This window comes from Empedobacter brevis NBRC 14943 = ATCC 43319 (assembly GCF_000382425.1).
Lineage (GTDB): Bacteria > Bacteroidota > Bacteroidia > Flavobacteriales > Weeksellaceae > Empedobacter > Empedobacter brevis.
On sequence record NZ_KB908291.1, the window covers coordinates 118,664 to 143,982 of the forward strand.

Sequence of the window (25,319 nt, forward strand, 5' to 3'; positions counted from 1 at the left end):
TAATATTTATTAAAAATTTTAATTTTAGAAACTTTTGACTAATTTAGGTCAACATTAAAACCACAAAATAACACAAAAAATGATAGAAAACGAATTAAACGAGTTAGGTATTTCTTCCGAAAATTTCGGAACATCAACAGGAGATACTTGGTTCGGAAAAGGTGAAGAGTTCTCTTCTTACTCGCCAGTAGACGGTAAATTAATTGGAAAAGTAAAGGCATCAACTAAAGAGGATTACGAAGATGTGATTAAAAAAGCAGAAGTAGCCTTTAAAGAATGGCGTATGATTCCTGCACCTAAGCGTGGTGAAATTATTCGTCAGTTTGGTGATAAACTTAGAGAAAAAAAAGCTGCTTTAGGTAAATTAGTTTCATACGAGATGGGAAAATCGTACCAAGAAGGGCTGGGCGAAGTACAGGAAATGATTGATATCTGCGATTTTGCTGTTGGTTTATCACGTCAGTTATACGGTTCAACAATTCATTCAGAAAGACCTTTGCATCGCATGTACGACCAATATCATCCGTTAGGAATTGTGGGAATAATTTCTGCGTTTAATTTTCCTGTAGCAGTTTGGGCCTGGAACACTTGTTTGGCATTGGTTTGTGGTGATGTAGTCGTTTGGAAACCTAGTGAAAAAACACCACTATGTGCAGTTGCCTGTCAATATATTTTAGCCGAAGTTTTGGCAAAAAATAAGATATCGGAAGGGGTTTCTTCTTTGGTGATGGGAGATAAGTCGATTGGTGAATTAATTGCACAGGATCGCCGTGTGGCATTAGTTTCAGCGACAGGTTCTACTCGAATGGGAATTGAGGTGAATAAAGTTGTGGCTGCCCGATTAGGTAAAACTATTTTAGAATTAGGCGGTAATAATGCCATTATTGTTACGCCGGATGCCGATTTGAAGATTATGTTGACTTCAGCTGTTTTTGGGGCAGTTGGTACAGCCGGACAACGTTGTACGACTACTCGCCGTCTGATTATTCATGAATCGATTTATGATAAAGTAAAAGAGTCGTTAGTCAATGCCTATCAACAAATAAAGATGGGAAATCCTTTGGACGCGGCAAATCATGTAGGGCCATTAATTGATAAGCATGCGGTAGAAATGTACACGAATGCATTAGAAGAAATTAAGAAAGAAGGAGGAAAAATTATTGTTGAAGGAGGAGTTTTGGAAGGTAGTGGTTTCGAAAGTGGCTGTTATGTGAAACCTGTAATTGCTGAGGTTGAAAATCATTTTGATATTGTACAGAAAGAAACATTTGCACCAATTTTATATTTGATAAAATATACTGGTGATGTAGGAAATGCGATAGAGATTCAGAATAATGTTGCACAAGGTTTATCCTCTTCAATTATGACAAATAATCTTCGCGAAGCTGAATTATTTTTAAGTCAGCAAGGTTCTGATTGTGGTATCGCAAATGTGAATATCGGAACTTCAGGAGCGGAAATTGGCGGAGCATTTGGCGGAGAAAAAGAAACCGGAGGAGGTCGTGAATCGGGATCTGATGCATGGAAAGCCTATATGCGACGACAAACCAATACGATAAATTATTCGACAGAAGTGCCATTGGCACAGGGGATTAAGTTTGATTTTTAAAAAGATTTTACAATGAGTACAGTACACGAAAGATTAGCAAAACATATATTGGCAGATGGGTATCCAATCGTAATGGATATGGATAAATCGCATGGTTCTTATGTAGTAGATGAAAATGGGGTGGAATATTTGGATTTATTTTCGATGTTTGCATCGACAGCTATTGGATATAATCACCCACATTTGATGTCAAAAATTGATTTTTTAGGGCGAAATGCGGTCAATAAACCTGCAATGTCAGATATTTATACAAAGGATTATGCCGATTTAATTGATACGTTTGAGCGTGTTGCAATGCCGAAAGAATTACAGTATTTATTCTTCATATCCGGAGGAACATTAGCGGTTGAAAATGCCTTGAAAGCAGCTTTTGATTGGAAAACGAGATTAAATATTTCAAGAGGAATAGAGCAGGAAGCGGGGGAAGTAATTCATTTCAAACAGGCATTTCACGGGCGTTCTGGCTATACTTTATCGTTGACAAATACGAAAGATCCTCGAAAATATGAATATTTTCCAAAGTTTAACTGGCCTCGAATTGATAATCCAAAAATTCAGTATCCTGTTACAGAAGAAAATCTTTCCAAAACAATAGAACATGAGAAACAGGCTATAGAACAAATTGAAAAAACACTTTCTGATCGAAAAAATAAAGTGGCTTGTATTATTATAGAACCAATTCAGGGAGAAGGAGGAGATAATTTCTTTCGGAAAGAATTTTTTCAAACGCTAAGAGCAATCTGCGACAAAGAAGAGATTTTATTGATTTTTGATGAGGTGCAGACAGGAATGGGAATGACTGGTAAAATGTGGGCTTTTCAACATTATGATGTGGTTCCGGATATTATTTCATTTGGAAAGAAAACGCAGGTATGTGGAATTTTAGCCAACAAAGAAAAATTGGATCAAATACCAAACAATGTTTTCAAGGAATCAAGTCGTATCAATTCTACTTTTGGAGGAAACTATATTGATATGTTGCGTTTTAAATTGATTTTAGAAGTCATCGAACAAGAAAATCTGGTTGATAACGCAGCGGAAAAAGGAAAATATATCATCAATAAACTAAATGAGATAGCCAAAGAAACAAAAAAAATACATTCGGTTCGAGGATTAGGACTGTTCATTGCATTTGATTTTGATTCTGATCAGAACCGTTCAGAATTTATCAAAACATGTTTTGATCATCATATGATTATTTTACCGTGTGGTGAAAATTCGGTCCGAATGCGGCCTCATCTTAATATTTCTGAAGAAGATACCAATAAAGCGATAGAAATTATTAAATTAGCATTAAAATAAAACGAAAAAGCAACCAAATTGAGGTTGCTTTTTTAATTTTGAATATAAGATAAACAAGTACATATGATAGATTCTTTTTTCTTCGATTTTGATGGAACATTACAAGGGTTTGAAAACCATGAAATAAGTGATTCTACAATTGAGGCATTGAAATTATTAAAACAAAAAAACAAAAAAATATACATTGCAACAGGACGTAACATGGTGGATATGCCAACACATGTTTTTGAATATGGCTTTGATGGTTACATCAATAACAATGGAGGTATGTGTTCTGATGGAAATCGCGAGACATTTTTTGTCGATTACATTGATCCAAATGACATAGAAGCGTTGTTACGTTACGATGAAGAGTATCCTTTCTCGTTTTCATATATGACAAAAAATGCATTTAGTATTAATAGGATTAATGAAAAAGTGGAAAAATCATTTGCTTATTTTGGAATGGAAGTTCCCGAAGTTGTAGATCCTAGAACTTTACCAAAAGATAATATTATGCAGATGAATTTCTTTGTTGATGAAGAACAAGAAAAATACTTAATGGAAAATGTACTAATCAATAGCATCGGAACCCGCTGGATAGAATATTTTGCAGATATAAACCCTAAAGATATTAGTAAAATGAGAGGGATAGAACGAATGGCGGATCGTGATAATTTAAATTTATCGAAAACGATGTCCTTTGGAGATGGAGGTAATGATATTAGTATGTTGAAAGGCTGTAAAATTGGTGTTGCAATGGGAGATGCAAAAGATAATGTGAGACAAGCGGCTGATCATGTCACAACTTCTGCCGATGATCATGGAATTTGGAATGCATTGAAATATTATGAAATAATTTAAAAAAAAATAACTTCTATTTTTGTAGAATTTAAATATCTTCTTATATTTCTACAAAAATAGAAGTTAAATGAAATACTTGATTGTTTTTGTATTACTTACTGTACAGTTGTTTGCTCAAAAAGGAGTAGAAATAGAATATGAAGAAATATCTATTCCAAAAATTTTTGATCAGAATGGGAAAGAAGAAAAATTGTCTACTGAACTATTGGAAGCTTTTTCTGTACCTAAACTCTATCTTTTACAAATAAAAAACCATGTAAGTGTTTTTACTAAAATAGAAAAGATCAATAACTCCCAAAATGGGAGTTCAGTTCAGTTTTTTGGAGTTTTGCCTTATAACTCTCTTATCGATTTTAATCAGAATCAATTTAAACAAGAATGGTTAATTGAGACCAAGAAATATATTGTTGTAGATTCTGTTTCAACAAACAAAGAATATCAATTGACAAGAGAAAAATCCACTTATCTTGGTTTTAATGTAAAGCAAGCTGTTATCAAAGAAGGTGATTATACAACATATATTTGGTACGCGAGTGATTTGCCTAATCGATTTGGCCCCAGAGATTTTATTAATTTACCGGGATTAGTATTAAAAGTAGAATCATTTCTAAACGACGATCCAGTTCCTCGTTATTCATTGAAAGCCAAATCTATTCATGAAAAGGATAAAATGATCCTTCATCAACTGTTTAAAGCAAAAGAAATTTCGAAAAAGGATTTTGAGAAATTAAAAGCAGAGTATGATAAAAAAATGTTGAATGAACACCAAGGCGTAGATAAGGACTAATACTAATACATTATAAAAAATTAATCATGAGGAAATTATTATTGACATTTTTATTCTCGGGTACCATCTTGTCTGCTCAGGAAAAATTTGCAGTGGAGTATCGACAACAAAATGAAGCCAATCCCGAGAAAGTGAGAGAATTTGAAATAGAAATGAAACAAAAGGGCAGCGGGGGTTCGTTTAAAATAGGAGGGAAAGATCTTTTTTATCAATTAGATTATGCGAATGGAATTTCTGTCTTTTCAAAAATTGAAACAATTAATAATGATCAGTCCTTGAGTGCTGGTAACTCCTCTTTTGCGATTCATATGGGAGGTGAGCATAAAGAGTTGATAGGTAATCAATTGACGGAAAGCTTTAGCCAAGACGTCATATTAGATGGAGAAAATTATCGTGTGAACTATCCTTTTAAAAATTATGAATGGAAGGTGACGACTGAAGAAGCAACAATTCTGGGTTATAAAGTAATCAAAGCCATAGCAGAAAAAGAAGGAATTACGGCTTGGTTTGCTCCTGAAATAAAAGTGAATATAGGACCTAATCAAATCAATGGACTGCCTGGTTTGATATTGAAATCTGAAACTCAATTAAAGAATAAATTTGAAACGAAGATCACGATGCTGGCAGAAAAAATAAATCTTGCTCCTAAAAAAGCTGCTAAATTGAAGAAAAGTAAAGGGAAAGATATAACAAGTGAGGAATTCAAAAAACTTCAAGAAGAATCAAAAGAAAAGTTTAAAAATAGTTTTTCTATCGGGGTGGATAAAAATAAATAGCAGATTCAATTGCTGATAAATGTTAATACAAAAAAAGGATTTCAATTGAAATCCTTTTCTTCTATACGAACTAATTGATAATTTATTTATCTATGGAACCCATTACGCGTTGCATAAAAGTATTGGCAGCCGTACGTTCATCCAGTCCTTCTTCTTCCATCATTTGCTTCATCTCAATTGCTCCGCAAATGTTAGAAATCATTTCTCCGATGACTTCTTGTTCCGGTTCTTTTACAGCTGGAGAATCTGCATAAACTTCCAAAACTTCTAAAGCTGTTTCCATTGCTTCAACAGAAACATTTTTTGCTAAATTCTTAAATACCGGCAGTTTCATTGATCAATTCTTTTACGGCATCAATTTTAGATGCAGTTACTTGTCCTACATTAACTCCTCCTTTGAAAACTGCGAAAGTTGGTAAATTTGGCACTTCAGCCAATTTTCTTGATTCAACTAATTTTTCAGCATCAACGTACAAAAATTCTGCTTGCCCTTCGTATTCGGCTGCTAATTTTTTGAATTTAGGTTTTACTAAACGGCAGTTTCCACACCATCCTGCTCCGTATTGTACAATTACTATATTGTTATCAGCCACTACTTGTGCTAAGTTGTCTTGTTCTAATTCTGCAAACATTTTCTTTACTTTTTAAGCGTTAAAAATTGAATATAAAAAAGGCTGTCTAAGTTATGAGCTTAGTGATTTTTTAGTGAAAATGAATCCTTTTAAAAATCTCCTGTCAATAGTATTAGACAGCCTCTTCGTGAATTTTGGAAATAAAAATTTCCAATTGTATTTTAGTGAGAAGCTAAGTAAGAAGCTACACCATCTTTTGTAGCGTTCATTGCATCTTTTCCTTCTTCCCAGTTTGCTGGACAAACTTCACCGTATTTTTCTACGTGTAAGATTGCATCTAATAAACGTACATATTCATCGATGTTACGACCTAATGGTAAATCGTTAATTGTTTCGTGACGAACAACACCATTTTTGTCGATAATGAAAGTACCACGGTATGCAACTGGAGCTCCTTCAAATTTTAAAGAATCATTTTCCTCGTTGTAGACATATTCACCTGCTAATACACCATAATCCATAGCGATAGTTTTAGCAAAATCTGCAACGATTGGGTAAGTAACTCCTTCGATACCTCCGTTATCTTTTGCAGTGTTTAACCATGCTAAGTGCGTTTCTTCTGAATCTACAGAAGCAGCAATTACAATCGCATCTCTTTTTTCGAATTCAGCTAATTTAGCTTGGAAAGCGTGTAATTCCGTTGGGCATACAAAAGTAAAATCTTTTGGGTAGAAAAATAAAACGATGTTTTTTTCTCCGATTGGCATTGAAAAGTTTTCTACAATTTCATCTCCATCAATTACTGCTGGCGCTGTAAATAAAGGTGCTTTTTTTCCTACTAATGACATAATTTTAATTTTTATATTTTGTTATTTTAATATTAACTAATTTGATAAATAAGCCAGTTTTTAGCTCTTTTACTGATGCAAATTTAGAGTGATATTTTAAACAGACAATAGATTTTTAATTTCAATTATAGATTAAACTATAAATATTTTTTATGACTTATGACGAGCAAAAATGAATAAACCAGGATTCTTCTGATAATCAATGTTATTAAACAATTTTACTATATCATACGCTAATCTACAACGTTTTTATACTATAAAGAATGACATTGCTTATGTTGATGATGATTTAAAATGATTTAAATCTTGTCTCTGTATTAATAGAATTGAAATATGTTAAGATATTTATTTGTATTAGTTCTATTTGTTGGAGTAACAGATGCAACAATTTTTATTTCTATTAAATGAAAAATCTTATACTGTAAAAATAGAATTGCCTGATCAGTCAAAAAAAAGTGATAAAAATGAGGATTGCAAAGAAAGGAATAAATGAAATGAGGTGTATTCTTAAGCAGTGTAAAAAGATTAATAAAAACTATTAATTTATTGGAAATACGCCAAAATCTTATCTTTAACACTGTATTGTTTTAATTGTTGTTTTATTTCGTTTTCAGCTATGTGATTGATTAACAGTATGTAAGATGTTTTTTAATCAATTTTAACATATTTCTATGATTTATATTTTAAAATTCTATTAATTCCATAGACTTTAAAAAAATAGGATTTTTATTCTATTCGCTATTGCTTCCTGATAATTTCATTTGATTAGTTGGATTCCTGTATTGTTTTATAATTTGTTATATTTTCTGTTAAAATTTTACTAATTATTTAATATTTCAACGATTATTAATACAATAATCATTTTTATTAAATAGAAATGTTTTCTAAAAAATAGTATTAAAAATATATTTTATGGTATAATATTCTTTAAATATAGAGATTTGCAGTATAAAAATTTATGAATGAAGAAAGCTCAAAAAAAGTTAAGTCTCATAGGTCTGCTGCTGTTAAGTTCTCTAGCGTATACTCAGATCAAAGGGCAGGTGAATGATGAACTAGGTTTTCCATCACAGGATGTGGAAATAAAAGTGAAAAATCAAGACCAAACATTTTATACAGATGAAAATGGTCATTTTTCAATCGATCTTCCTCTGGGAACAATATTAATCATTAATGGTTTAGAATATAAAGTAGATCACTATGATTTGGGTGTAATTGATTTGAAACCGAAATCAGAAAATGTTGATTTGGATGTCGTTGTTGTGAAAAGTATTTTCGAAGCACCTCAATCAGCAGGTACAACAACCTTGAAAGGTGATGATTTCAAAAACTTAAATCCTTCAACTTCGATAGATCAATTGTTATCGGGTAAAGTTTCAGGACTCTCTTCTCAAGCACAGAATGGTGCGCCGGGGAGTAACGCAAATGTTGTGATAAGGGGAGCTATTGGTTTGAACGGTGGTGTTAAAAATCCACTTTATGTAGTTGATGGAACTTATTTGTCTGCTGCAGATATTGTTGCATTAAACCCTAATGATGTAGAGGAAGTAAAAGTATTAAAAGATGCTTCTCAGGTAGCTATTTATGGTTCTCGAGGCGCAAATGGAGTGATTCTGATCACAACAAAACGTGCTAAAAAAAATGAAGGAATAATCTCTTATTCTTCACGTATCGGATTTGGAGAAAATTTAGGATTTAAGAACATCAACTTAATGAATGGGCGTCAGTTTTTAAATTTTCAGAATGAAATAAGTCAATTAAAAGATCTGGAAACAGGGCGTAGTTTAGGTTTAGGCGTAGCAAGAAGTCAAGAGGAAATTAACCGGTTGTCCCAATATGCTCACAATTGGAAAGATGATATCTTTAAAAGAAGTGTTATTAGTTCACATTATTTGACTTTCAATAAAAATGATGGCGAAACAGCGCAATCTTTTTCATTGGGTTATGATCAGGACAATGGTACTGTAGAGTTTTATAAAGGTTTTGAGCGTATTACTTCTTCCATTAACATTTCATCAAAAATGAAAGATTGGTTACGATATGGTATTGATATCAATGGAGCTTATACAAAAAGAGATTTACCATCGGATGTTTATAATTTTTCTAGTCCTTTTACCAATATCTATTTAAATTATCCATACGCATCTGTTTATGAGCTGGATGAAGCAGGAAATGTGAAATTAGATGAAACAGGCTCTCCTGTATACAATTCAAATGTAAATATTTTACAAAATCCGGTTTTGGATCAAATGAAATATACTGATGCAGAATATAGAAATTTTAGACTTTTCGGTTCTGGATTTTTAGAAGCAGACTTAACTGAAAAGTTAACTTTTAGAACCACTTTTGGAGCGAGATATAACCGAAATCAGTTTGAAAGTTTTGTTTCACCTTTGGCTTTTGTTTCTAAAAATCGTGGAACGGGAGGGAGTAAAGCTGATATAGGAGACGATCGTTTTGCTTACAATTGGAGAAATGAATTCAATTATATAAATAAGTTTGATTTACACACCTTGCGCTTTACATTAGCTTCTGAATATTCAAACGAAAAAAATTATAACATCACTTTACGTAGTGAGGGTTATCCAAGTGGAGATAAAAGTGTTCAATCTTTGGCTAATAGAATTTTGAATTCTTCTTTGACAAACCGATGGGAAGAAGCGCGATTTGGTTATTTAGGAGCTGTTTCTTATGATTACAACAGAAAGTACTTTTTAGATTTTTATTTTAGAAGAGATGGATCTTCATTAGCAGGGCTAGAAAAGCAATATGGCAATTTTTGGGGAGCTTCGGTAACATGGGATGTTACAAGAGAAGATTTTTTGAAAGGGAACCAATATCTAACGGGTCTTAAGTTAAAAGCATCTTATGGAGAAGTAGGAGATGATTCATCTATTGCAAGATACATCAATCAGGCATACATGAGTTTGAATGGAAATTATGGCGGAAATACAGCTGCAATTCCACCAAGGTATGCGATTGATTCTAAAATGACGTGGGAAACCAATCGAAAATTAAATATAGGGACTGAATTTGACTTCTTCAGACACATTCTCACAGGATCTTTTGCCTATTTTAACGACAACAGAAAGAATTTTATTTTCAAGACGTTGCTGCCGATAGAATCAGGAAATTTAAGTAAAACGGTCAATGCAGGAGAAATAACATCCAAAGGAATAGAGTTGGATCTTAATATTGCAGCAATTTCTCAGAAGAATTTTAAATTATCTTTTTATGGAAATTTGACATCAATTAGCTATAAAATTAATGATCTGAATGGAAATGACCAATTATTAATTGGTACAGGTGATGAGATTTCGCCTAGTATGATTCATGTAAAAGGACAATCACCCTATCAGTTTCGTTTGGTGCGCTATGCAGGTATTAACCCTGAAAATGGAAAAAACTTGTATTTAGATAAAGATGGTCATATTACAGAAGAATATAGAGCTGAAGATGCCGTAGCAACAGGAAAGACTCCTCTTCCAAAATTGTATGGAGGATTTGGATTAAATACTCACTTTTACGGTTTTGATATCAGTGCAGATTTTACGTATAGTTTAGGAGCGTATATGTACAATTATACATACAGAGATTTAACAAATGCTCCGATGAATTTTAATCAGGTAGTAGAAGCAAACGATTTTTGGAGAAATCCCGGAGATCATGCAAAGTTTGGTCGACCAACTACTCTAGGCGAACAAGAGTCAACAAAATATCTTGAGAAATCGAACTATGTAATGTTCAGAAATCTTTCTATTGGTTACACATTCACTGAGTTGTTGAAAAATACGTTTATCAAAAATTTGAGGCTTTATGCACAAGTACAAAATTTAGCATTGTGGACAAAATATCATGGAGATCCGGTTTCGGCTACAGGTTCTCAGAGTATGATGAGTGTCGGTGATGCGGGATATGTTTCGGGCTCATATTCGTTGTTTACATATCCACAAGTTCGTACTTACTCACTTGGTTTTAACATTACATTTTAAGAAATTATGAAAAAAAATATAATTCTACTTACAGTTTTAGGACTGTTGACAATATTTAGTTCTTGTGCAGATGATGATATAAAAAAAGAATCACCAAATGATGTATTGGTTGATGGTTTTTACAAGACAGAAGAAGATTTTACAAAAGCAATTTATGGATTGTACCAGGATTTTAAACAAATCGGGTTTTACGGGGGAAGTGGCTATTCCAGAGATTTAGTTGTTGTCGGAGATATTCTATCGGATAATTTATTGTCAAATTATGGAGGTAGGGGATCTAATCGTGCTGCAAATAACTGGACATATGATTCCAGTCAAACGCCTACGGATATTTATGGAGCTGCGTATCGAATGATTTCAGATGCCAACTTTATTCTTTCTAAAATCAATAATTTAAAAGAAGGAGAATTCAAAAATAGAATAAAAGCAGAAGCGATATTGATTCGGGCAATTGCACATTTTGAAATCGCCAGACATTATGCTGAGATTCCAACTCAAAGTGCAACATCAGCTTCTTCGATAGGAATTCCTTATCTAACAACTTATAACCCTGAATTTCAAGCAAGTCGTACAAAAACAATAAAAGAAGTTTACGATAATGTTACTCAAGACGTAGAAAGTATTGTCAATAATTTACCAACTAATTACCAAGACATTAATCGTCTGAATCAATATTCAGCAAGTGGATTTTTGAGTCGTGTATATTTATATAGTGGTGATTATGATAAAGTTATTGAGCATGGACAAAAGGTGGTGAAAGCAATTCAACCGACGTCCAAAAATGAAATTGCGAGTTTCTGGTCGTCAAAAACAAGCCAGGGAAGTTTATTTGAAATTCCTTATTTACAAGCCAATGATCCGTCAATAGGCTCTAATTTTGGTTATGGAACCAATGCAAATAATATGGTGATGGAATTCTCTGCTGATAAAGCTTTGTATGATTTGTATGATACATCAACAGAACCGGAACGAAAAAATACATATTTTAAGATTTATAATTTAGCGGGAGATGCGAATAATGCAAATATTGTTGTCTATAAATATTATCCGGGTCAAATTAAAAATTATATCAATCATGCAAGGTATTTGAGAGTAGAGGAAGTTATTTTTAATTTGGCAGAAGCTTATTATTTGAAAGGTGATTTAGTACAGTCTCTTCAAACATTAAATATAGAAAGAGCACAGCGATATTCTAGTTTTAAAGGAGAGGAAAAAGGAGAAGAATTATTTGACGCGATTATTACAGAAAGAAGAAAGGAGTTAGCCTTTGAGAATGGAGATCGATGGTTTACTTTGAAAAGACTTTTAGGTGTAAAAAATATTCCAACAAAATACAGTAAAGGAATTAAGCGTTCTGGAAATGGATATAGAGCGGATGGAAGCGGAACTGCACCTGTTCAACTAGAATTAAAAGAATCGGATTATAGATGGCAATTGCCAATACCGAAAGAAGCAATAAATAGAAATAGTCATCTAATTCAAAATAAAGGATATTAATTAAAAAAGAACTTCTGTTAAGAAGTTCTTTTTTTAAATTTTATAAACTTCATTGACATTAATCTGTGTTGTAAATAAACCATAATTTACAAAAACGGTATCCTTCTTGATTTTATCAATTGTCCCAACACTTGACGAACCATGAATTTTTACGCGGTCACCAACTTTCAAAGCGTCAATTTTTTTCTTTGTTTCCGCTTTTTCTTTTTGTTCAATTACTTGTTTTTGTTGAGAAATTACCTCTGAATTCTCCTTTAACTCACGCTTAACCTCTTTTTCTACAATTTTTTCAATTTTCTTCAATTGCTGAACTTCCTTTGTTTTTTTTGAATTTTCCATTTCAATCAACTTTAGGAAATTTGAAATCATGAGTTTTTTATTCTTTGTTTTCAAATAAGAATCAGCCATATCCGAAATACGTTCACCAAGCTTCAAACGTTTTTGTTCGCGATCATACAATTGTTGAAAATCATACAGTTTTTGCTGAATTTTTTCATTCGTTTGCTCTAATTTTTCGTTGTGCTCAAGATTTGTTTCACGTAATTCTTCAACATGATCTTTCGTTTTCTGAATTTCAAATTTCTCTTGTTGAAGTTTCAAAATCGTTTTGTCTAAACTTACTTTTTCACGTTCAACTTTTTTCTTTGCACGATTGATCAATCGGAACGGAATTTTATTCTTTTCTGCTACTTCAAATGTAAATGAACTTCCTGCTTGTCCAATTTCCAAGCGATAAAGCGGTTCTAATGTTTTTTTATCAAACAACATACAAGCATTGATGGCTTCCGGTAAACTTTCTGCACTCAATTTGATGTTGGTGTAATGTGTGGTGAAAACACCAAAAGAATTACGTTCATAAAACTCTTCAAAGAAAACTTCAGCCAAAGCCCCGCCTAATTCAGGATCAGATCCTGTTCCAAATTCATCTACTAATAATAATGTTTTATCGTCTGCATTTTTCAAGAAATACGACATTTGTTTTAGTCGATAACTATAAGTAGATAGATGATTTTCAATGGATTGGTTATCCCCAATATCAGTAAAAATCTGACTAAAGAAACCAAATTGACTTTCTTCTTTAACAGGTATTAGAATTCCACTCTGAATCATAAGCTGAAGTAAACCAATTGTTTTTAAGGTAATCGATTTTCCCCCGGCATTTGGCCCGGAAATAATAATGATTCGGCAGTTTTCGTTCATCTCTAAACTTTGCGGAATGGTTTTCTGTTCGCGTCGTTTGTTATTCAAATATAAAACAGGGTGAAAAGCATCAATCAGTTTGATAATTCTATTTTCCGAAAGTTGAGGTAAGATACCGTTGATTAAATAAGCATAATTTGCTTTAGCTTGAGTAAAATCAATGTATTCTAAAAACGTTTGGTATTCTTCAAGATTTGGTTTGTATGCTGCGATCTGAGCAGTTAAATCTAATAAAATCTGAATAATTAAATGTTTTTCTTCTTCTTTCAATTCTTCCCATTCGCGACGAGGATTTTGAACACTTTCAGGCTCAATAAAGGTAATTGACCCGGTTTTTGAAGTCCCTAAAAATTGACCTTTTACTCGTTTTTTTAAAGCTGATTTCACCGCTAAAACACGACGGTTTCCAATCACAGATTCACGAATGTCATCCAAGTAATCTGCATGATAAGTCATCGATTTATTGAATAACTCTGTAATTCTACTATTCAAATGACGTAAACGATCGCGTACAATTTTTAGTTCCGGACTAGCATCGTCCTTTATTTCTCCAAATTTGTTAAATACCTGATCAATTAATTTGACAATGTTTTTTTCATAATGAATGGTTGATGCTTTTTCAAATAACACAGGTGTATATTCCTGAAAAGCGGTCAAGTATTTCAATATTTCTTTTACTTGAAGTGTATTTGCTTTGATTTTGAAAAATTCTTCAGCAGGCAAATAATAATTTTCGATTTCTAGTCGACTTAGGTTTTCGTCTAAAATATAATATTCCGAGAATGGAAAACGGTTTCCGGTTTCGAAAGTTGTTAAATACTCATTTGTTGTTTGAAGATCCTGTAACAAAATTTGGTGATCTTCATAAGGTTTTAGGCGATGAATAAATTCTTCAACCTTTTCTGTAAAAGCAAATTCTGCGATTTCTTTTTGAATCACATTAAATTCTAAATCTTTTAAAGTTTGTTCTGATATTTGCATTAATGCAAAATTACGGATAAATTTTTATAAGAATATAAATGAAGAGATTCTTAAGTAAACAGATTTGATGATAAATTAATTTGCAGAATATATATGGTTCAGTGATAATGTATAAATTGGTAAAATGAAAAGATTAACAGTGTTTTGTGGTTCAAGTAATGGTTCTAACAAAGTTTTTATAAATGAAGCATATAAGTTAGGGAAAAAGTTGGTAGAAAATGAGATAGAACTTGTTTATGGAGGAGCCAATGTTGGATTAATGGGGATTGTAGCAGATTCAGTTCTAGAAAATAAGGGCGTTGCGATTGGTGTATTACCTCATTTTTTAAAGAAAGTTGAAGTGGAGTATAAAGGGTTGAGTGAACTTATATTGGTGGATTCTATGCATGAACGGAAAGCTAAGATGAATCAATTATCAGATGGAGTTATTACTTTACCTGGTGGATTTGGTACGCTTGAAGAATTTTTTGAAATGTTGACGTGGGCACAGTTAGGATTGCATAAAAAACCAATTGCCATTTACAATATAGATGGTTTTTACGATGATCTTTTACTTTTTATTAAAAGTATGGTAACCAAAGGTTTTCTAAAACAAGAAAATTATGATATGTTGATTGTGAGTGATGATTTAGATGATTTGTTTGATCAAATAAAAAATTATAAGGCTCCTACAGTTGGAAAATGGATAAATGAAAATCAGATTTAGCATAAAAATGTACTTTGGTTAGTATAAAAAGAATAATTTTGTTTTCATAAAAGAGAAAATATGGATGTGAAATTGGATGCTTCTTGGAAAGAAGTTTTAAAAAATGAATTTGAGAAGGATTATTTTAAAAACTTAACTGAATTTGTACGTAATGAATACAAAACAAAAATAATTTATCCTCCTGCATCCAAAATATTTTCTGCTTTTGATAATACTCCTTTTGATCAAGTAAAGGTTGTTTTGATTGGTCAAGATCCTTACCATGGAGCAGGCCAGGCAAACGGTTTATCTTTTTCTGTTGCAGATGGGGTTAAATTGCCACCTAGTTTGCGTAATATTTACAAGGAGCTGAATGATGATTTGGGCATAGGAATTTCAACTTCAGGAAATCTTGAGTCATGGGCAAAACAAGGCGTTCTGATGCTAAATGCGACACTTACAGTAGAAGCTTCTAATGCCGGCTCACATCAAAATAGAGGATGGGAAGAGTTTACTGATGCTGCAATTGAAGCGCTTTCGAATCAAAAAGAAAACCTTGTTTTTATTTTATGGGGGGCATATGCACAAAAGAAGGGAGCGAAAATTAATCGTTCAAAACATTTTGTGATAGAATCTGCTCACCCTTCACCATTTGCTGCTCATCGCGGTTTTTTTGAAAGTAAGCCTTTTTCTAAAACCAATGCATTTTTAAAGAGTAAAAATCTGCAGGAAATCAACTGGAAGATATAGGTTACATCGATATGATTTTTTGTAAATATGAATTAAACATTTGAGGGGTATTCACATTAATATAAGGAATTTCTTCTGTTATTTTATTTTTCAAAGGTTCATAACTCGCAACAAAGATCGTCATAGTGGGGTTTAATTTCTTTAATAGAGCAAGATGTTTTGAAACATTTTCATCGTCAAAGTTTTTATTCACATAAATGATTGTATGTGTAATTGAAACATGCTCTAAGCATTCAGTTATTGATTTTAAACTTTGGTTTCCGCCTAAATAAATTCCCTTCTCGTTATTCATTTTTAAAAAAAGATAAGCGTAAAGAAGTTCCAGATCATGCGTTTCATTTTCAGGCAAAAATAGTAACCATTTCCTGTTATGGCCTTCATCATATGGAATGGATTTGATTAAATAAAAAAGATGTTTTCGAATCAAATTTTTAGAAAAAGAAATAATAGACTCCTGAATTTTATATTGATCTAAAACAATGGACATTTTGCTTAGAAAAGGAAAAACAAGGTCTACACAACATTTCTCAATTCCCATTTTGTTGAAGCAAATAGTTAAGATTGAATCAAAAAAGCGGGAATCATAAGAGAAACAAGCGCAAATTAGAAGTTGTGTAAGAGGATGATAATCACTGTTTTTGAGAATGTAATTTTGGATTTCAAACTCAGATAAAACTTGTAATTCGGAGGTTGATTTTTTACTCAATATTTCAACTGTATGTTTTTTATTCGATTCAACAAGAAACGAAACAATAATGAGTCTTTTTAAATGTTTCTGACTAAATAATGATTTATTATCTATTTTTTCTTCACTGAATAGCTTAAACTTTTTGTTCCATAAAATAATCATTTGTTCGTCTAATCTAGAGAACTCTGAAAGGTTTTTCAACGTATAAGTATTCATAAAAAGGGTTCTATATAAGTGTTATTGAAGTTAGTGAAATATTGAAATAAAATCAAAAGAAATATTAATAAGTTATTAATGAATAGTTGTCATTTTATTTAATATGATAATTTAATGATTTAATTTTCGTTCAAAATTGTACTATCTTAGCAAGAGTCATAAAAAATCAAAAACACAAATAAATGTCGCAAATTACTCAAGAAGAAAAGAAAGAAAAATTTGTCCATCCTATTCAAGAAGTCTATCATCCAAAAAATAAAGTTCGTATTGTAACTGCTGCAGCTTTATTTGATGGACATGATGCATCAATTAATATCATGCGTCGGATTATTCAGGCTACAGGATGTGAAGTGATACATTTAGGACACGACAAATCTGTAGAAGATGTTGTAAATACGGCGATTCAAGAAGATGCTAATGCTATAGCCATGACTTCTTATCAAGGAGGACATAACGAATATTTTAAATACATGTACGATTTACTTCAAGAAAAAGGAGCAGGTCATATTCGTATTGTCGGAGGTGGAGGTGGAGTAATTTTACCTTCAGAAATTAAAGAGTTGATGGAATATGGAATTACTCGTTTATATTCCCCGGATGACGGGCGTGAACTTGGTTTGCAAGGAATGATCAACGATATGGTTGAGAAATCTGATTTCCCTACCGGAACTTTAGAATTACCGGAAGGTAAAGATGTGTATCAATCGTTAAAAGATAAGGATATTACAACAATTGCACGCTTAATCTCTTTAGCAGAAAACAGAGAAGATGATTTCTTTAAAGCGTTTGATTACAATAAAGTTGAAAATAAATCAGCACCGGTTTTGGGAATTACCGGAACAGGAGGAGCTGGTAAATCGTCTATGGTTGATGAACTGGTTCGCCGTTTCTTAATAGATTTTCCGGAAAAAACAATCGCGTTGGTTTCGGTCGATCCATCTAAAAAGAAAACAGGAGGTGCTTTATTAGGAGACCGTATTCGAATGAATTCGATCAATAATCCTCGGGTTTATATGCGTTCGTTGGCAACTCGTCAATCGAACTTGGCCCTTTCAAAATATGTTGAAGAAGCAATTCAGGTATTAAAAGCAGCTCAGTACGATTTGATTATTCTGGAAACTTCCGGTATAGGTCAGTCGGATACAGAAATTTTAGACCATTCAGATGCTTCTTTGTATATCATGACACCGGAGTTTGGTGCTGCAACTCAATTAGAGAAAATTGATATGTTAGATTTTGCAGATATTGTTGCCATCAATAAGTTTGACAAACGTGGAGCTTTGGATGCGTTACGTGATGTAAAAAAACAATACCAGCGGAATCATAATCTTTGGGATGTAAATCCTGATGAGATGCCTGTCTTTGGAACAATTGCTTCCCAATTTAATGATCCGGGTACAAATCAATTGTACAAATCAATTATTGATAAAGTGGTAGAAAAAACAGGTGCAGATTTGACATCTACTTTTGAAATTTCAAAAGAGATGTCAGAAAAAATATTTGTTATTCCGCCGTCTCGTACGCGTTATCTTTCAGAAATTGCAGAAAATAACAGAGGATATGATGCAAAAGTCGTGACTCAAAAAGAAGTTGCGCAAAAATTATATGGTTTTTTTAAAACGATAGAAACTCTTTCCGGAAAAATGCCTGCAATTACGTCACATGGAATTGAAATTACAGGAACGGATAACACTGATTTGGTGAAAGTTCTTTTAGCTGAATTTGATAAGCTTAAAATGAATTTAGACCCTTTTAATTGGGAAGTTATCACAACTTGGGATGAAAAGGTAAATAAATATAAAAATCCTGTTTATGCATTTAAGGTTCGTGATAAAGAAATTAAAATTCAGACACATTCTGAATCATTGTCACATTTACAAATTCCTAAAATAGCTCTACCAAAATATGAAGCATGGGGGGATATTTTACGTTGGGCTTTGCAAGAAAATGTACCCGGAGAATTTCCTTTCACTTCGGGATTATACCCTTTCAAACGTGAAGGTGAAGATCCGACACGTATGTTTGCAGGAGAAGGAGGTCCGGAGAGAACAAACCGCCGTTTTCATTATGTATCGAAAGGAATGCCGGCAAAGCGTCTTTCTACCGCATTCGATTCGGTTACGTTATATGGGAATGATCCGGGACATCGTCCTGATATCTATGGGAAAATTGGGAACGCAGGGGTTTCGATCTGCTGTTTAGATGACGCGAAAAAATTATACTCAGGTTTTGATTTGTCACATGCTGCGACATCAGTTTCTATGACAATTAACGGGCCAGCTCCTATGCTATTAGGCTTTTTTATGAATGCAGCAATTGACCAAAATTGTGAGAAATATATTAAAGAAAACGGATTAGAAGCTGAAACAGAAGCAAAAATTAAAGCAATTTATGAAGACAAAGGTTTGGAACGTCCTCGCTATAATGGAGATCTACCTGAAGGAAATGATGGATTAGGTTTGATGCTTTTAGGTGTAACGGGAGACCTTGTTTTGCCAGCTGATATTTATGCTGAAATCAAAAAGAATACATTAGCACAGGTTCGTGGAACGGTTCAGGCAGATATTTTGAAAGAAGATCAAGCACAAAATACATGTATTTTCTCGACTGAATTTGCTTTGCGTTTGATGGGAGATGTTCAAGAATATTTTATCAATCAAAATGTTCGAAATTTCTATTCAGTTTCTATTTCAGGATACCATATTGCGGAAGCAGGAGCAAATCCAATTACGCAATTAGCTTTTACATTAGCAAACGGGTTTACTTATGTGGAGTATTATTTATCTCGTGGAATGGATATCAATGCATTTGGTCCAAATTTATCATTTTTCTTCTCAAATGGTATCGATCCTGAATATGCAGTGATTGGTCGTGTTGCAAGAAGAATTTGGGCAAAAGCTTTGAAAAATAAATACGGTGCAAATGAACGTGCACAGATGTTAAAATACCATATTCAGACTTCCGGTCGTTCGTTGCATGCACAAGAGATTGATTTCAATGATATTCGTACAACTCTACAAGCTTTATACGCGATTTATGATAACTGTAACTCATTGCACACAAATGCTTATGACGAAGCAATTACAACACCTACAGAAGAGTCGGTGCGTAGAGCAATGGCCATTCAGTTGATCATCAATAAAGAATTAGGTTTAGCGAAAAATGAGAATCCGATTCAAGGTTCATTCATTATCGAAGAATTAACAGATTTGGTTGAAGAAGCTGTTTTACAAGAGTTTGATCGAATTACAGAGCGTGGAGGTGTTTTAGGTGCGATGGAAACAATGTATCAACGATCTAAAATCCAGGAAGAATCCTTGTATTATGAAACGTTAAAACATAATGGAACGTTCCCGATTATTGGAGTTAACACGTTTTTGAGTTCTAAAGGTTCACCAACAGTTGTTCCTGCGGAAGTGATTCGTGCAACAGAAGAAGAAAAACAATTTCAGATTAAAACAAAAGAGCATTTACATCATGCAAAAGCTGAAGAAGAAAAAGTGTTACTAGAGAAAGTGCAAGAAATTGCAATTCAGAATGGTAATATTTTCGAAGCTTTGATGGATGTTACAAAAGTTTGTTCACTTGGTCAAATTACGGATGCTTTGTTTAAAGTAGGAGGTCAGTATAGACGTAACATGTAAAATTCATTCATATAAATAGGAGCCTTGTTGAAAGACAAGGCTTTTATTTTTTAATATAAGTTGTAAATTTCACTCATGAAAGATTTCCTGTTAAAAAAAGACATTCAAATTTCGGCAAAACGATATTTTATAGATGCAATGGGGGCAATGGCTTATGGCTTGTTTGCAACTTTGCTTGTGGGGACTATTTTTAAAACGATTGGGGAAGAATTTAATATTTATTTCTTAAAAGATGTTGTTTGGCCGGTAGCAAATCAGGCAACAGGACCTGCAATAGCATTAGCAATTGCTTATAGTTTACGAGCACCTCAATTGGTTTTGTTTTCCTCTGCTGTTGTTGGTATGGCTTCTTATCAATTAGGAGGACCTTTAGGTGTCTTTCTTGCGACAATAATTGCTGTAGAATTTGGTAAAATGGTGGCAGGTGAGACACGGGTGGATATTGTCGTTACACCAATTGTGACAGTTTTAGTTGGTGTTGTGTTGGCGCAAATTATCGGGCCGTCTGTGCAGCAAATAATGAGATGGATCGGAGAAATTATTATGTTGTCAACAAATGAAAACCCATTTGTTATGGGAATTGTAGTCGCTGTAATTGTAGGAATGGTGCTAACTTTACCTATTTCATCAGCAGCTTTATGTTTAATGTTAGAATTGGATGGTCTAGCGGCAGGGGCAGCAACAATAGGTTGCTGTGCACAAATGATAGGGTTTGCAACAATTAGTTTTAGAGATAATGGGTTGAAAGGAGTTTTGGCTCAAGGATTAGGCACAAGTATGTTACAGGTTCCAAACATTTATAAAAATTGGAAAATTTGGATTCCACCGACTTTGGCTTCTGCAGTTATTGGTCCTATAGCCATTATTTATTTTAAGATGGAGAATACAGCCTTAGAATCAGGTATGGGATCTTGTGGATTAGTAGGGCAAATAGGAACGTTCAATGCAATGAAATCAACGTATGGAACTACTTATATTTTAACTTCTATTTTGTTGCTGCAATTTGTAGCACCTGCCGCCATCTCTTATTTAATTTATGCCATTATGAAAAAGAAAAATTGGATAAAGGAAGGTGATCTTAAATTATCTTAACGAAGATATTTTCAGTTTGAGATACAGTTTTATAAAAAAATACATTTATCTGTTTTTTTAATCAAGGATGTACATTTTCTTATTTTTCAAACTTATCCCTATTTTATTACCAAACCAATTAATACTTGTTTTTCCTTCATAAATCAATCCTTCAACAAAAGTGACTTTAGGATCTTTTAAGGTTACAAACTGATTCGCTATTGAAGAAATTGTTCCTTTATAAAATTTCGTTACAATATTTTCATCAAATTCACTTTTCTTTTCGCTTATTTCTAAAGTTGTTTTATCTATTTGTAATGTCTTGATGAATTTATCGCTTATCCAAAAAGAATTGCTTCCAGCTCCGGAATCTAATAAAACTTGAATTGTATAGTTGTCATTTAATGTAATGTATGTGAAGATATCCGTAGCTTTATCTGCATATGTTGTGAGTTGAATGTCAAAAGATATTAACTTTTCATTTTTAGAGAAATCTGTTAATTCGATTTCTTTTTTATTAAAATCAATTATAAAATCAGTTTCTCCAAACATTTGAAGAGAAATTAAACCATCAATCCCTTCTATAGTCATATTGTAAGTGGAATAGGGAACTTTTCTAAAACTTTTTCCTGCAAAATTGACTTCTTCATTTTTAAATAAAGGCGCGTCGATTCGTTCACCCGTTGCCCGATATGCAGTAAGAAAATTATAAGATTCTTTTTGCTTTAAATCTTTGGCAAAATTTTCAAAAAATAGATTAATTCCTCCTCCTGTATCAAAAATGAAGTTTCCTTCTTTTCCGTCTATTGTTGCTTTTGTGATAATATGTCCGGAAGGAAGAAGTTGTATTGGAATTTTTTGAGCAAATAATTGTGTGACTAAAATGATTGAAAATAATGAGACAATTTTTTTCATAAGAGTGTGCTTAAAAAGTTGATTGTAAGTTACAACTTAAATTGGAAAAACAATGTTTAGATTTGTGTCATAATCATTAATCTAAAAAATAAAGAGCGATGAAAACCGCTCTTTATTTAACACTCTAACCTAAAATAACTCTTATACATTAACTATACTATGAATATACTTGTATAAACAAATTCGAAACTTTTAAGTACGAATCACTAATAAGAAGTGTAAAGTTAGGTGTTCTGAAAATGATATAAATTGATGTAGATCAAGAAATAACGTTTTTTATTTTTTTGTAAAATGAAATATTCTCTCATTTTGAATGAGTTTCATTGTAGCCCCGTCTTCTATAAATTCAATTTTGATTTTGGCTGGTTCAAATTCAAACGTTGTGGCCGAAACTGTAGTTAATGGAAAGGCAGGCTGTCCGCTTCCTTGTGCCATAAATGCATCGTTTTCTAAAAAGAATTTGATCGAAATAGGAAGTTCAGTTGATGAATATTCGTTCGTGTATTTTTTCAAAATTTCATCTGAAATCTTAACTGAAACCACTTTTTTCGGATAATCAATTTTCTTTTGATGAGTGGCATTGTATAAATTATTTTTGAGCATTTCCTGTGATATTTCATTTGCATTTTGAACAAAAGCATAACAAAAAGTGGTGTTGTCAAAACAAAATGCGTAGGAACTGAATCCATCAATAATACCGTTGTGTCCTATCCCTTTTTCATTATTTAACTCATCATAAAATAAACCAAAACCAAACTTTTCTGTAATTTCTGTCATGAGTTTTACAGAAGCGGGTGTTATAATTTTTCCGTTTAAAAGTGAATAAAAGAACGTATTTAAATCACTGGGATTCGAAACCATAAAACCGGCTCCAAGCGGGATAGTCATCGAAGATTCGGGTTGTAAATGGTAGGTGTTATTAAAATAATTGTATGACTTGGCTTCGTTTTCATTGGTCAGGATTTTTCCGCCAACTTTTGTATTCTTTAAGTTGAAAGGTTGTATAATAATTGATTCGACTAAATTTTTGTAAGATTTTTTTGAAACATTTTCTAAAATAAGACTCAACAAAATATAATTTGTATTCGAATATTCTTCTTTTGTTCCGGGATCAAAATCTGTTTTTAATGCATAAATTCGTTCCAGTAATTCTTCATTTGTTTGGTCTTGTAAATACCATTTCAAGAAAGTTTCATGATTTGTAATGTTATTAATCCCTGATTTATGTTGTAACAATTGACGGATGGTTATTTGATCTGCATTTTTTACTTTAGGGTAAAATTGAGCAAGTTTTGTGTCAAGAGATAATTGACCATTTTCAATCATTTTCATAACCAAAGTAGCCGTAAAAGTTTTCGAAATTGAACCAATTCTGTACTTTGTGTCTTTGTTATTGACTAAATTATTTTCATTATCTCGATTTCCGAACGAATTGGAATATATTTCTTTTCCATTCTCGAAAATGGAAATACTTCCTGCTCCAATCTTCTGTTCATTTATAAAAGTGAATAAACTATCCAAACCGGATTTGTTCAGATTTTGTGCGGATGCATTTATAGAAATCAAACATCCGAATGTAAATAAAATTTTTTTCATATTTTTTGTGGTATAATTAGGGCTAAAATTGAAGTGAAAATAATTAGGAAGAGAACAACAGCAACAAACGCAATAGTTTGTTGAAGGCTTTTCATATTTGTAACGGTTTTGAAACCGATGTATAAATAGTAGAACATGAGTGCCATAAAAAATATTGCAATAAAAGCTACAATCACCACAATTGTCATTGTAGAGATATCATGTAACATCGAAAAATCGTTTGATAGTACGCCTTCTGCTAGACGATCAATCTTGTGATTGATGAACGGAATAAAGTCTGTGATGAACACGGCGTAGTAAGCAATTCGTGAAATTAAAATAACGTTTATAATGTCGACGAGCCGTGTTTTTGAATTAATTATTTTTCCAAAAATGTAGAAAATAACTACTGCGATAAATACATTTCGTGTGTTTTGATACACAATATCAGGAAAAGAAAATGCTATTTTAACTTTTTGAATACTCAAAAAATCCGGAAAATAAGAACTTGAAATATAGCAGATATAACTAAAAATAAAATGGGCAAAAATTCCTACTATCAATAGAATTTTATCATCGAAATAGGCAAAGGGATTAAGAAGTTTTCTGAACATTTTTTAGTGTGTTTATTGTGTTAATGAATTCATCCGGATGATCGCAGCTAATGAGAAATTTTTCTTCTTTTAGCTCGATTGCGATAAGTTTAGAAGTGTCTTTTATGTTGCATTTATAATTATCTAACGAGCGACCGATTAATCCATAAATACCTCGAGCTCCAATGATCATCAAGTAATTACTTTTAGATTTTCGTGTGATGTTTTTAACCTTATTTATAGGAATAACAGTTGTCTTTATTTTTGATATGATATAAATATTCTTAAAATCGACTTTAACTTTATTCAATGAAAAAAGATAACAACCAGTAATTATAGGAAGAACGATTCCCCAATAAATAAGATTTGGAATCAAACGAGGCTCGTTATAAGTCATCGTTAATCCAGTCAGAATTAATAAAGCGATTAATAGAAACGTGGTTATCTTAAAAAATCGAGACATAGAAACTGAAAAATCTTTATTCATCTGACCTTGTATTTATTTTATGAATCAAATCGTCTACTTTGTTTCTCATTGTAGGATAGCTGACATCCATTTGTTTAGCCATATCTTTTAGACTGCCTGAATTCAAAAAAAACTGCATAATAAAATTTTGTTCTTCTTCAGAAAGTTTTAAGAAGAGAGGTAATTCATAATTTCCTACAACTTGTGTTTGGCAGTTGTTACAAACTAATTTCTCGACTGCGAGCTCTTGCGTGCAACTTGGACATATAACGGGTAATTTTTTCATGGTTATAAATAAAATTAAACTTA

At 32.5% G+C, this 25,319-nt stretch carries 21 protein-coding genes; 11 read left to right on the forward strand and 10 right to left on the reverse strand.

The annotated features are described in order from the left end of the window. Nucleotides 1–79: 79 nt before the first annotated feature. The 5 genes from amaB to H277_RS19540 all read left to right on the forward strand — a co-directional run bounded on the left by amaB (nucleotide 80) and on the right by H277_RS19540 (nucleotide 5,317). Nucleotides 80–1,609 carry an L-piperidine-6-carboxylate dehydrogenase gene (gene amaB / locus H277_RS0100570; protein ID WP_019973609.1) on the forward strand — a complete coding sequence of 510 codons (1,530 nt, stop codon included), beginning with the start codon at nucleotides 80–82 and terminating at the stop codon, nucleotides 1,607–1,609. 12 nt (nucleotides 1,610–1,621) lie between these two features. After that, the gene (lat, locus tag H277_RS0100575; protein WP_019973610.1) at nucleotides 1,622–2,911 is read left to right on the forward strand and encodes an L-lysine 6-transaminase; all 1,290 of its coding nucleotides are present in this window, start codon (nucleotides 1,622–1,624) and stop codon (nucleotides 2,909–2,911) included. A 63-nt stretch (nucleotides 2,912–2,974) separates the two neighbouring features. Further along, a complete protein-coding gene (locus H277_RS0100580) occupies nucleotides 2,975–3,754 on the forward strand; it encodes a Cof-type HAD-IIB family hydrolase (protein ID WP_019973611.1) in 780 nt (259 codons plus the stop codon). A 67-nt stretch (nucleotides 3,755–3,821) separates the two neighbouring features. Beyond that, complete coding sequence (locus H277_RS0100585; RefSeq protein ID WP_019973612.1) at nucleotides 3,822–4,541, forward strand: GLPGLI family protein; 720 nt, start codon at nucleotides 3,822–3,824, stop codon at nucleotides 4,539–4,541. Nucleotides 4,542–4,567: 26 nt separating this feature from the next. After that, a complete protein-coding gene (locus H277_RS19540; RefSeq protein ID WP_081623179.1) occupies nucleotides 4,568–5,317 on the forward strand; it encodes a GLPGLI family protein in 750 nt (249 codons plus the stop codon). An 82-nt stretch (nucleotides 5,318–5,399) separates the two neighbouring features. Here H277_RS19540 and H277_RS0100595 read toward each other — a convergent pair whose 3' ends face one another. The 3 genes from H277_RS0100595 to H277_RS0100605 form a co-directional block, all read right to left on the reverse strand. Next, nucleotides 5,400–5,651, reverse strand: coding sequence for a DUF6952 family protein (locus tag H277_RS0100595; protein ID WP_019973614.1), 252 nt, complete (start codon nucleotides 5,649–5,651; stop codon nucleotides 5,400–5,402). After that, complete coding sequence (locus H277_RS0100600; RefSeq protein ID WP_019973615.1) at nucleotides 5,632–5,949, reverse strand: thioredoxin family protein; 318 nt, start codon at nucleotides 5,947–5,949, stop codon at nucleotides 5,632–5,634. Before H277_RS0100600 ends, H277_RS0100595 begins: the two co-directional genes overlap by 20 nt. Before the next feature lie 161 nt (nucleotides 5,950–6,110). Beyond that, nucleotides 6,111–6,737: a peroxiredoxin gene (locus H277_RS0100605; protein ID WP_019973616.1), complete on the reverse strand. Its 627-nt coding sequence runs from the start codon at nucleotides 6,735–6,737 to the stop codon at nucleotides 6,111–6,113. A gap of 962 nt (nucleotides 6,738–7,699) precedes the next feature. Here H277_RS0100605 and H277_RS0100615 point away from each other — a divergent pair. Both H277_RS0100615 and H277_RS0100620 read left to right on the forward strand, forming a co-directional pair. Next, nucleotides 7,700–10,729, forward strand: coding sequence for a SusC/RagA family TonB-linked outer membrane protein (locus tag H277_RS0100615; RefSeq protein WP_019973618.1), 3,030 nt, complete (start codon nucleotides 7,700–7,702; stop codon nucleotides 10,727–10,729). A 6-nt stretch (nucleotides 10,730–10,735) separates the two neighbouring features. Then, on the forward strand, nucleotides 10,736–12,226 hold the full coding sequence (locus H277_RS0100620) for a RagB/SusD family nutrient uptake outer membrane protein (RefSeq protein ID WP_019973619.1): 1,491 nt from the start codon (nucleotides 10,736–10,738) through the stop codon (nucleotides 12,224–12,226). Between the two features lie 33 nt (nucleotides 12,227–12,259). Here H277_RS0100620 and H277_RS0100625 read toward each other — a convergent pair whose 3' ends face one another. Beyond that, entirely contained in the window at nucleotides 12,260–14,407 is a 2,148-nt protein-coding gene (locus tag H277_RS0100625) for an endonuclease MutS2 (RefSeq protein WP_019973620.1), read from the reverse strand. 124 nt (nucleotides 14,408–14,531) lie between these two features. On the opposite strand from H277_RS0100625, the gene H277_RS0100630 reads away from it, so the two are divergent. Both H277_RS0100630 and H277_RS0100635 read left to right on the forward strand, forming a co-directional pair. Next, a complete protein-coding gene (locus tag H277_RS0100630; RefSeq protein WP_019973621.1) occupies nucleotides 14,532–15,113 on the forward strand; it encodes an LOG family protein in 582 nt (193 codons plus the stop codon). A 60-nt stretch (nucleotides 15,114–15,173) separates the two neighbouring features. Further along, nucleotides 15,174–15,842, forward strand: coding sequence for a uracil-DNA glycosylase (locus H277_RS0100635; RefSeq protein ID WP_019973622.1), 669 nt, complete (start codon nucleotides 15,174–15,176; stop codon nucleotides 15,840–15,842). A gap of 1 nt (nucleotide 15,843) precedes the next feature. Here H277_RS0100635 and H277_RS0100640 read toward each other — a convergent pair whose 3' ends face one another. Then, nucleotides 15,844–16,746 carry a hypothetical protein gene (locus tag H277_RS0100640; protein ID WP_019973623.1) on the reverse strand — a complete coding sequence of 301 codons (903 nt, stop codon included), beginning with the start codon at nucleotides 16,744–16,746 and terminating at the stop codon, nucleotides 15,844–15,846. Between the two features lie 182 nt (nucleotides 16,747–16,928). Here H277_RS0100640 and H277_RS0100645 point away from each other — a divergent pair, with 182 nt between their 5' ends. After that, nucleotides 16,929–20,390 (forward strand): methylmalonyl-CoA mutase family protein, encoded by a 3,462-nt coding sequence (locus H277_RS0100645; RefSeq protein WP_019973624.1) that lies wholly within the window; start codon nucleotides 16,929–16,931, stop codon nucleotides 20,388–20,390. A gap of 75 nt (nucleotides 20,391–20,465) precedes the next feature. Further along, nucleotides 20,466–21,482 (forward strand): PTS sugar transporter subunit IIC, encoded by a 1,017-nt coding sequence (locus H277_RS0100650; RefSeq protein WP_019973625.1) that lies wholly within the window; start codon nucleotides 20,466–20,468, stop codon nucleotides 21,480–21,482. 57 nt (nucleotides 21,483–21,539) lie between these two features. Here H277_RS0100650 and H277_RS18395 read toward each other — a convergent pair whose 3' ends face one another. From H277_RS18395 to H277_RS0100675, 5 genes are all read right to left on the reverse strand, one after another. Further along, nucleotides 21,540–22,376: an aspartyl protease family protein gene (locus H277_RS18395; RefSeq protein ID WP_019973626.1), complete on the reverse strand. Its 837-nt coding sequence runs from the start codon at nucleotides 22,374–22,376 to the stop codon at nucleotides 21,540–21,542. Between the two features lie 276 nt (nucleotides 22,377–22,652). Then, nucleotides 22,653–23,972: a serine hydrolase domain-containing protein gene (locus H277_RS0100660; RefSeq protein ID WP_019973627.1), complete on the reverse strand. Its 1,320-nt coding sequence runs from the start codon at nucleotides 23,970–23,972 to the stop codon at nucleotides 22,653–22,655. Beyond that, entirely contained in the window at nucleotides 23,969–24,565 is a 597-nt protein-coding gene (locus tag H277_RS0100665) for a M48 family metalloprotease (protein ID WP_019973628.1), read from the reverse strand. The genes H277_RS0100660 and H277_RS0100665 overlap by 4 nt, the downstream gene beginning before the upstream one ends. After that, a complete protein-coding gene (locus H277_RS0100670; protein ID WP_019973629.1) occupies nucleotides 24,546–25,031 on the reverse strand; it encodes a PH domain-containing protein in 486 nt (161 codons plus the stop codon). Before H277_RS0100670 ends, H277_RS0100665 begins: the two co-directional genes overlap by 20 nt. Next, nucleotides 25,024–25,296: a DUF2089 family protein gene (locus tag H277_RS0100675; RefSeq protein ID WP_019973630.1), complete on the reverse strand. Its 273-nt coding sequence runs from the start codon at nucleotides 25,294–25,296 to the stop codon at nucleotides 25,024–25,026. Before H277_RS0100675 ends, H277_RS0100670 begins: the two co-directional genes overlap by 8 nt. Nucleotides 25,297–25,319: the final 23 nt, after the last annotated feature.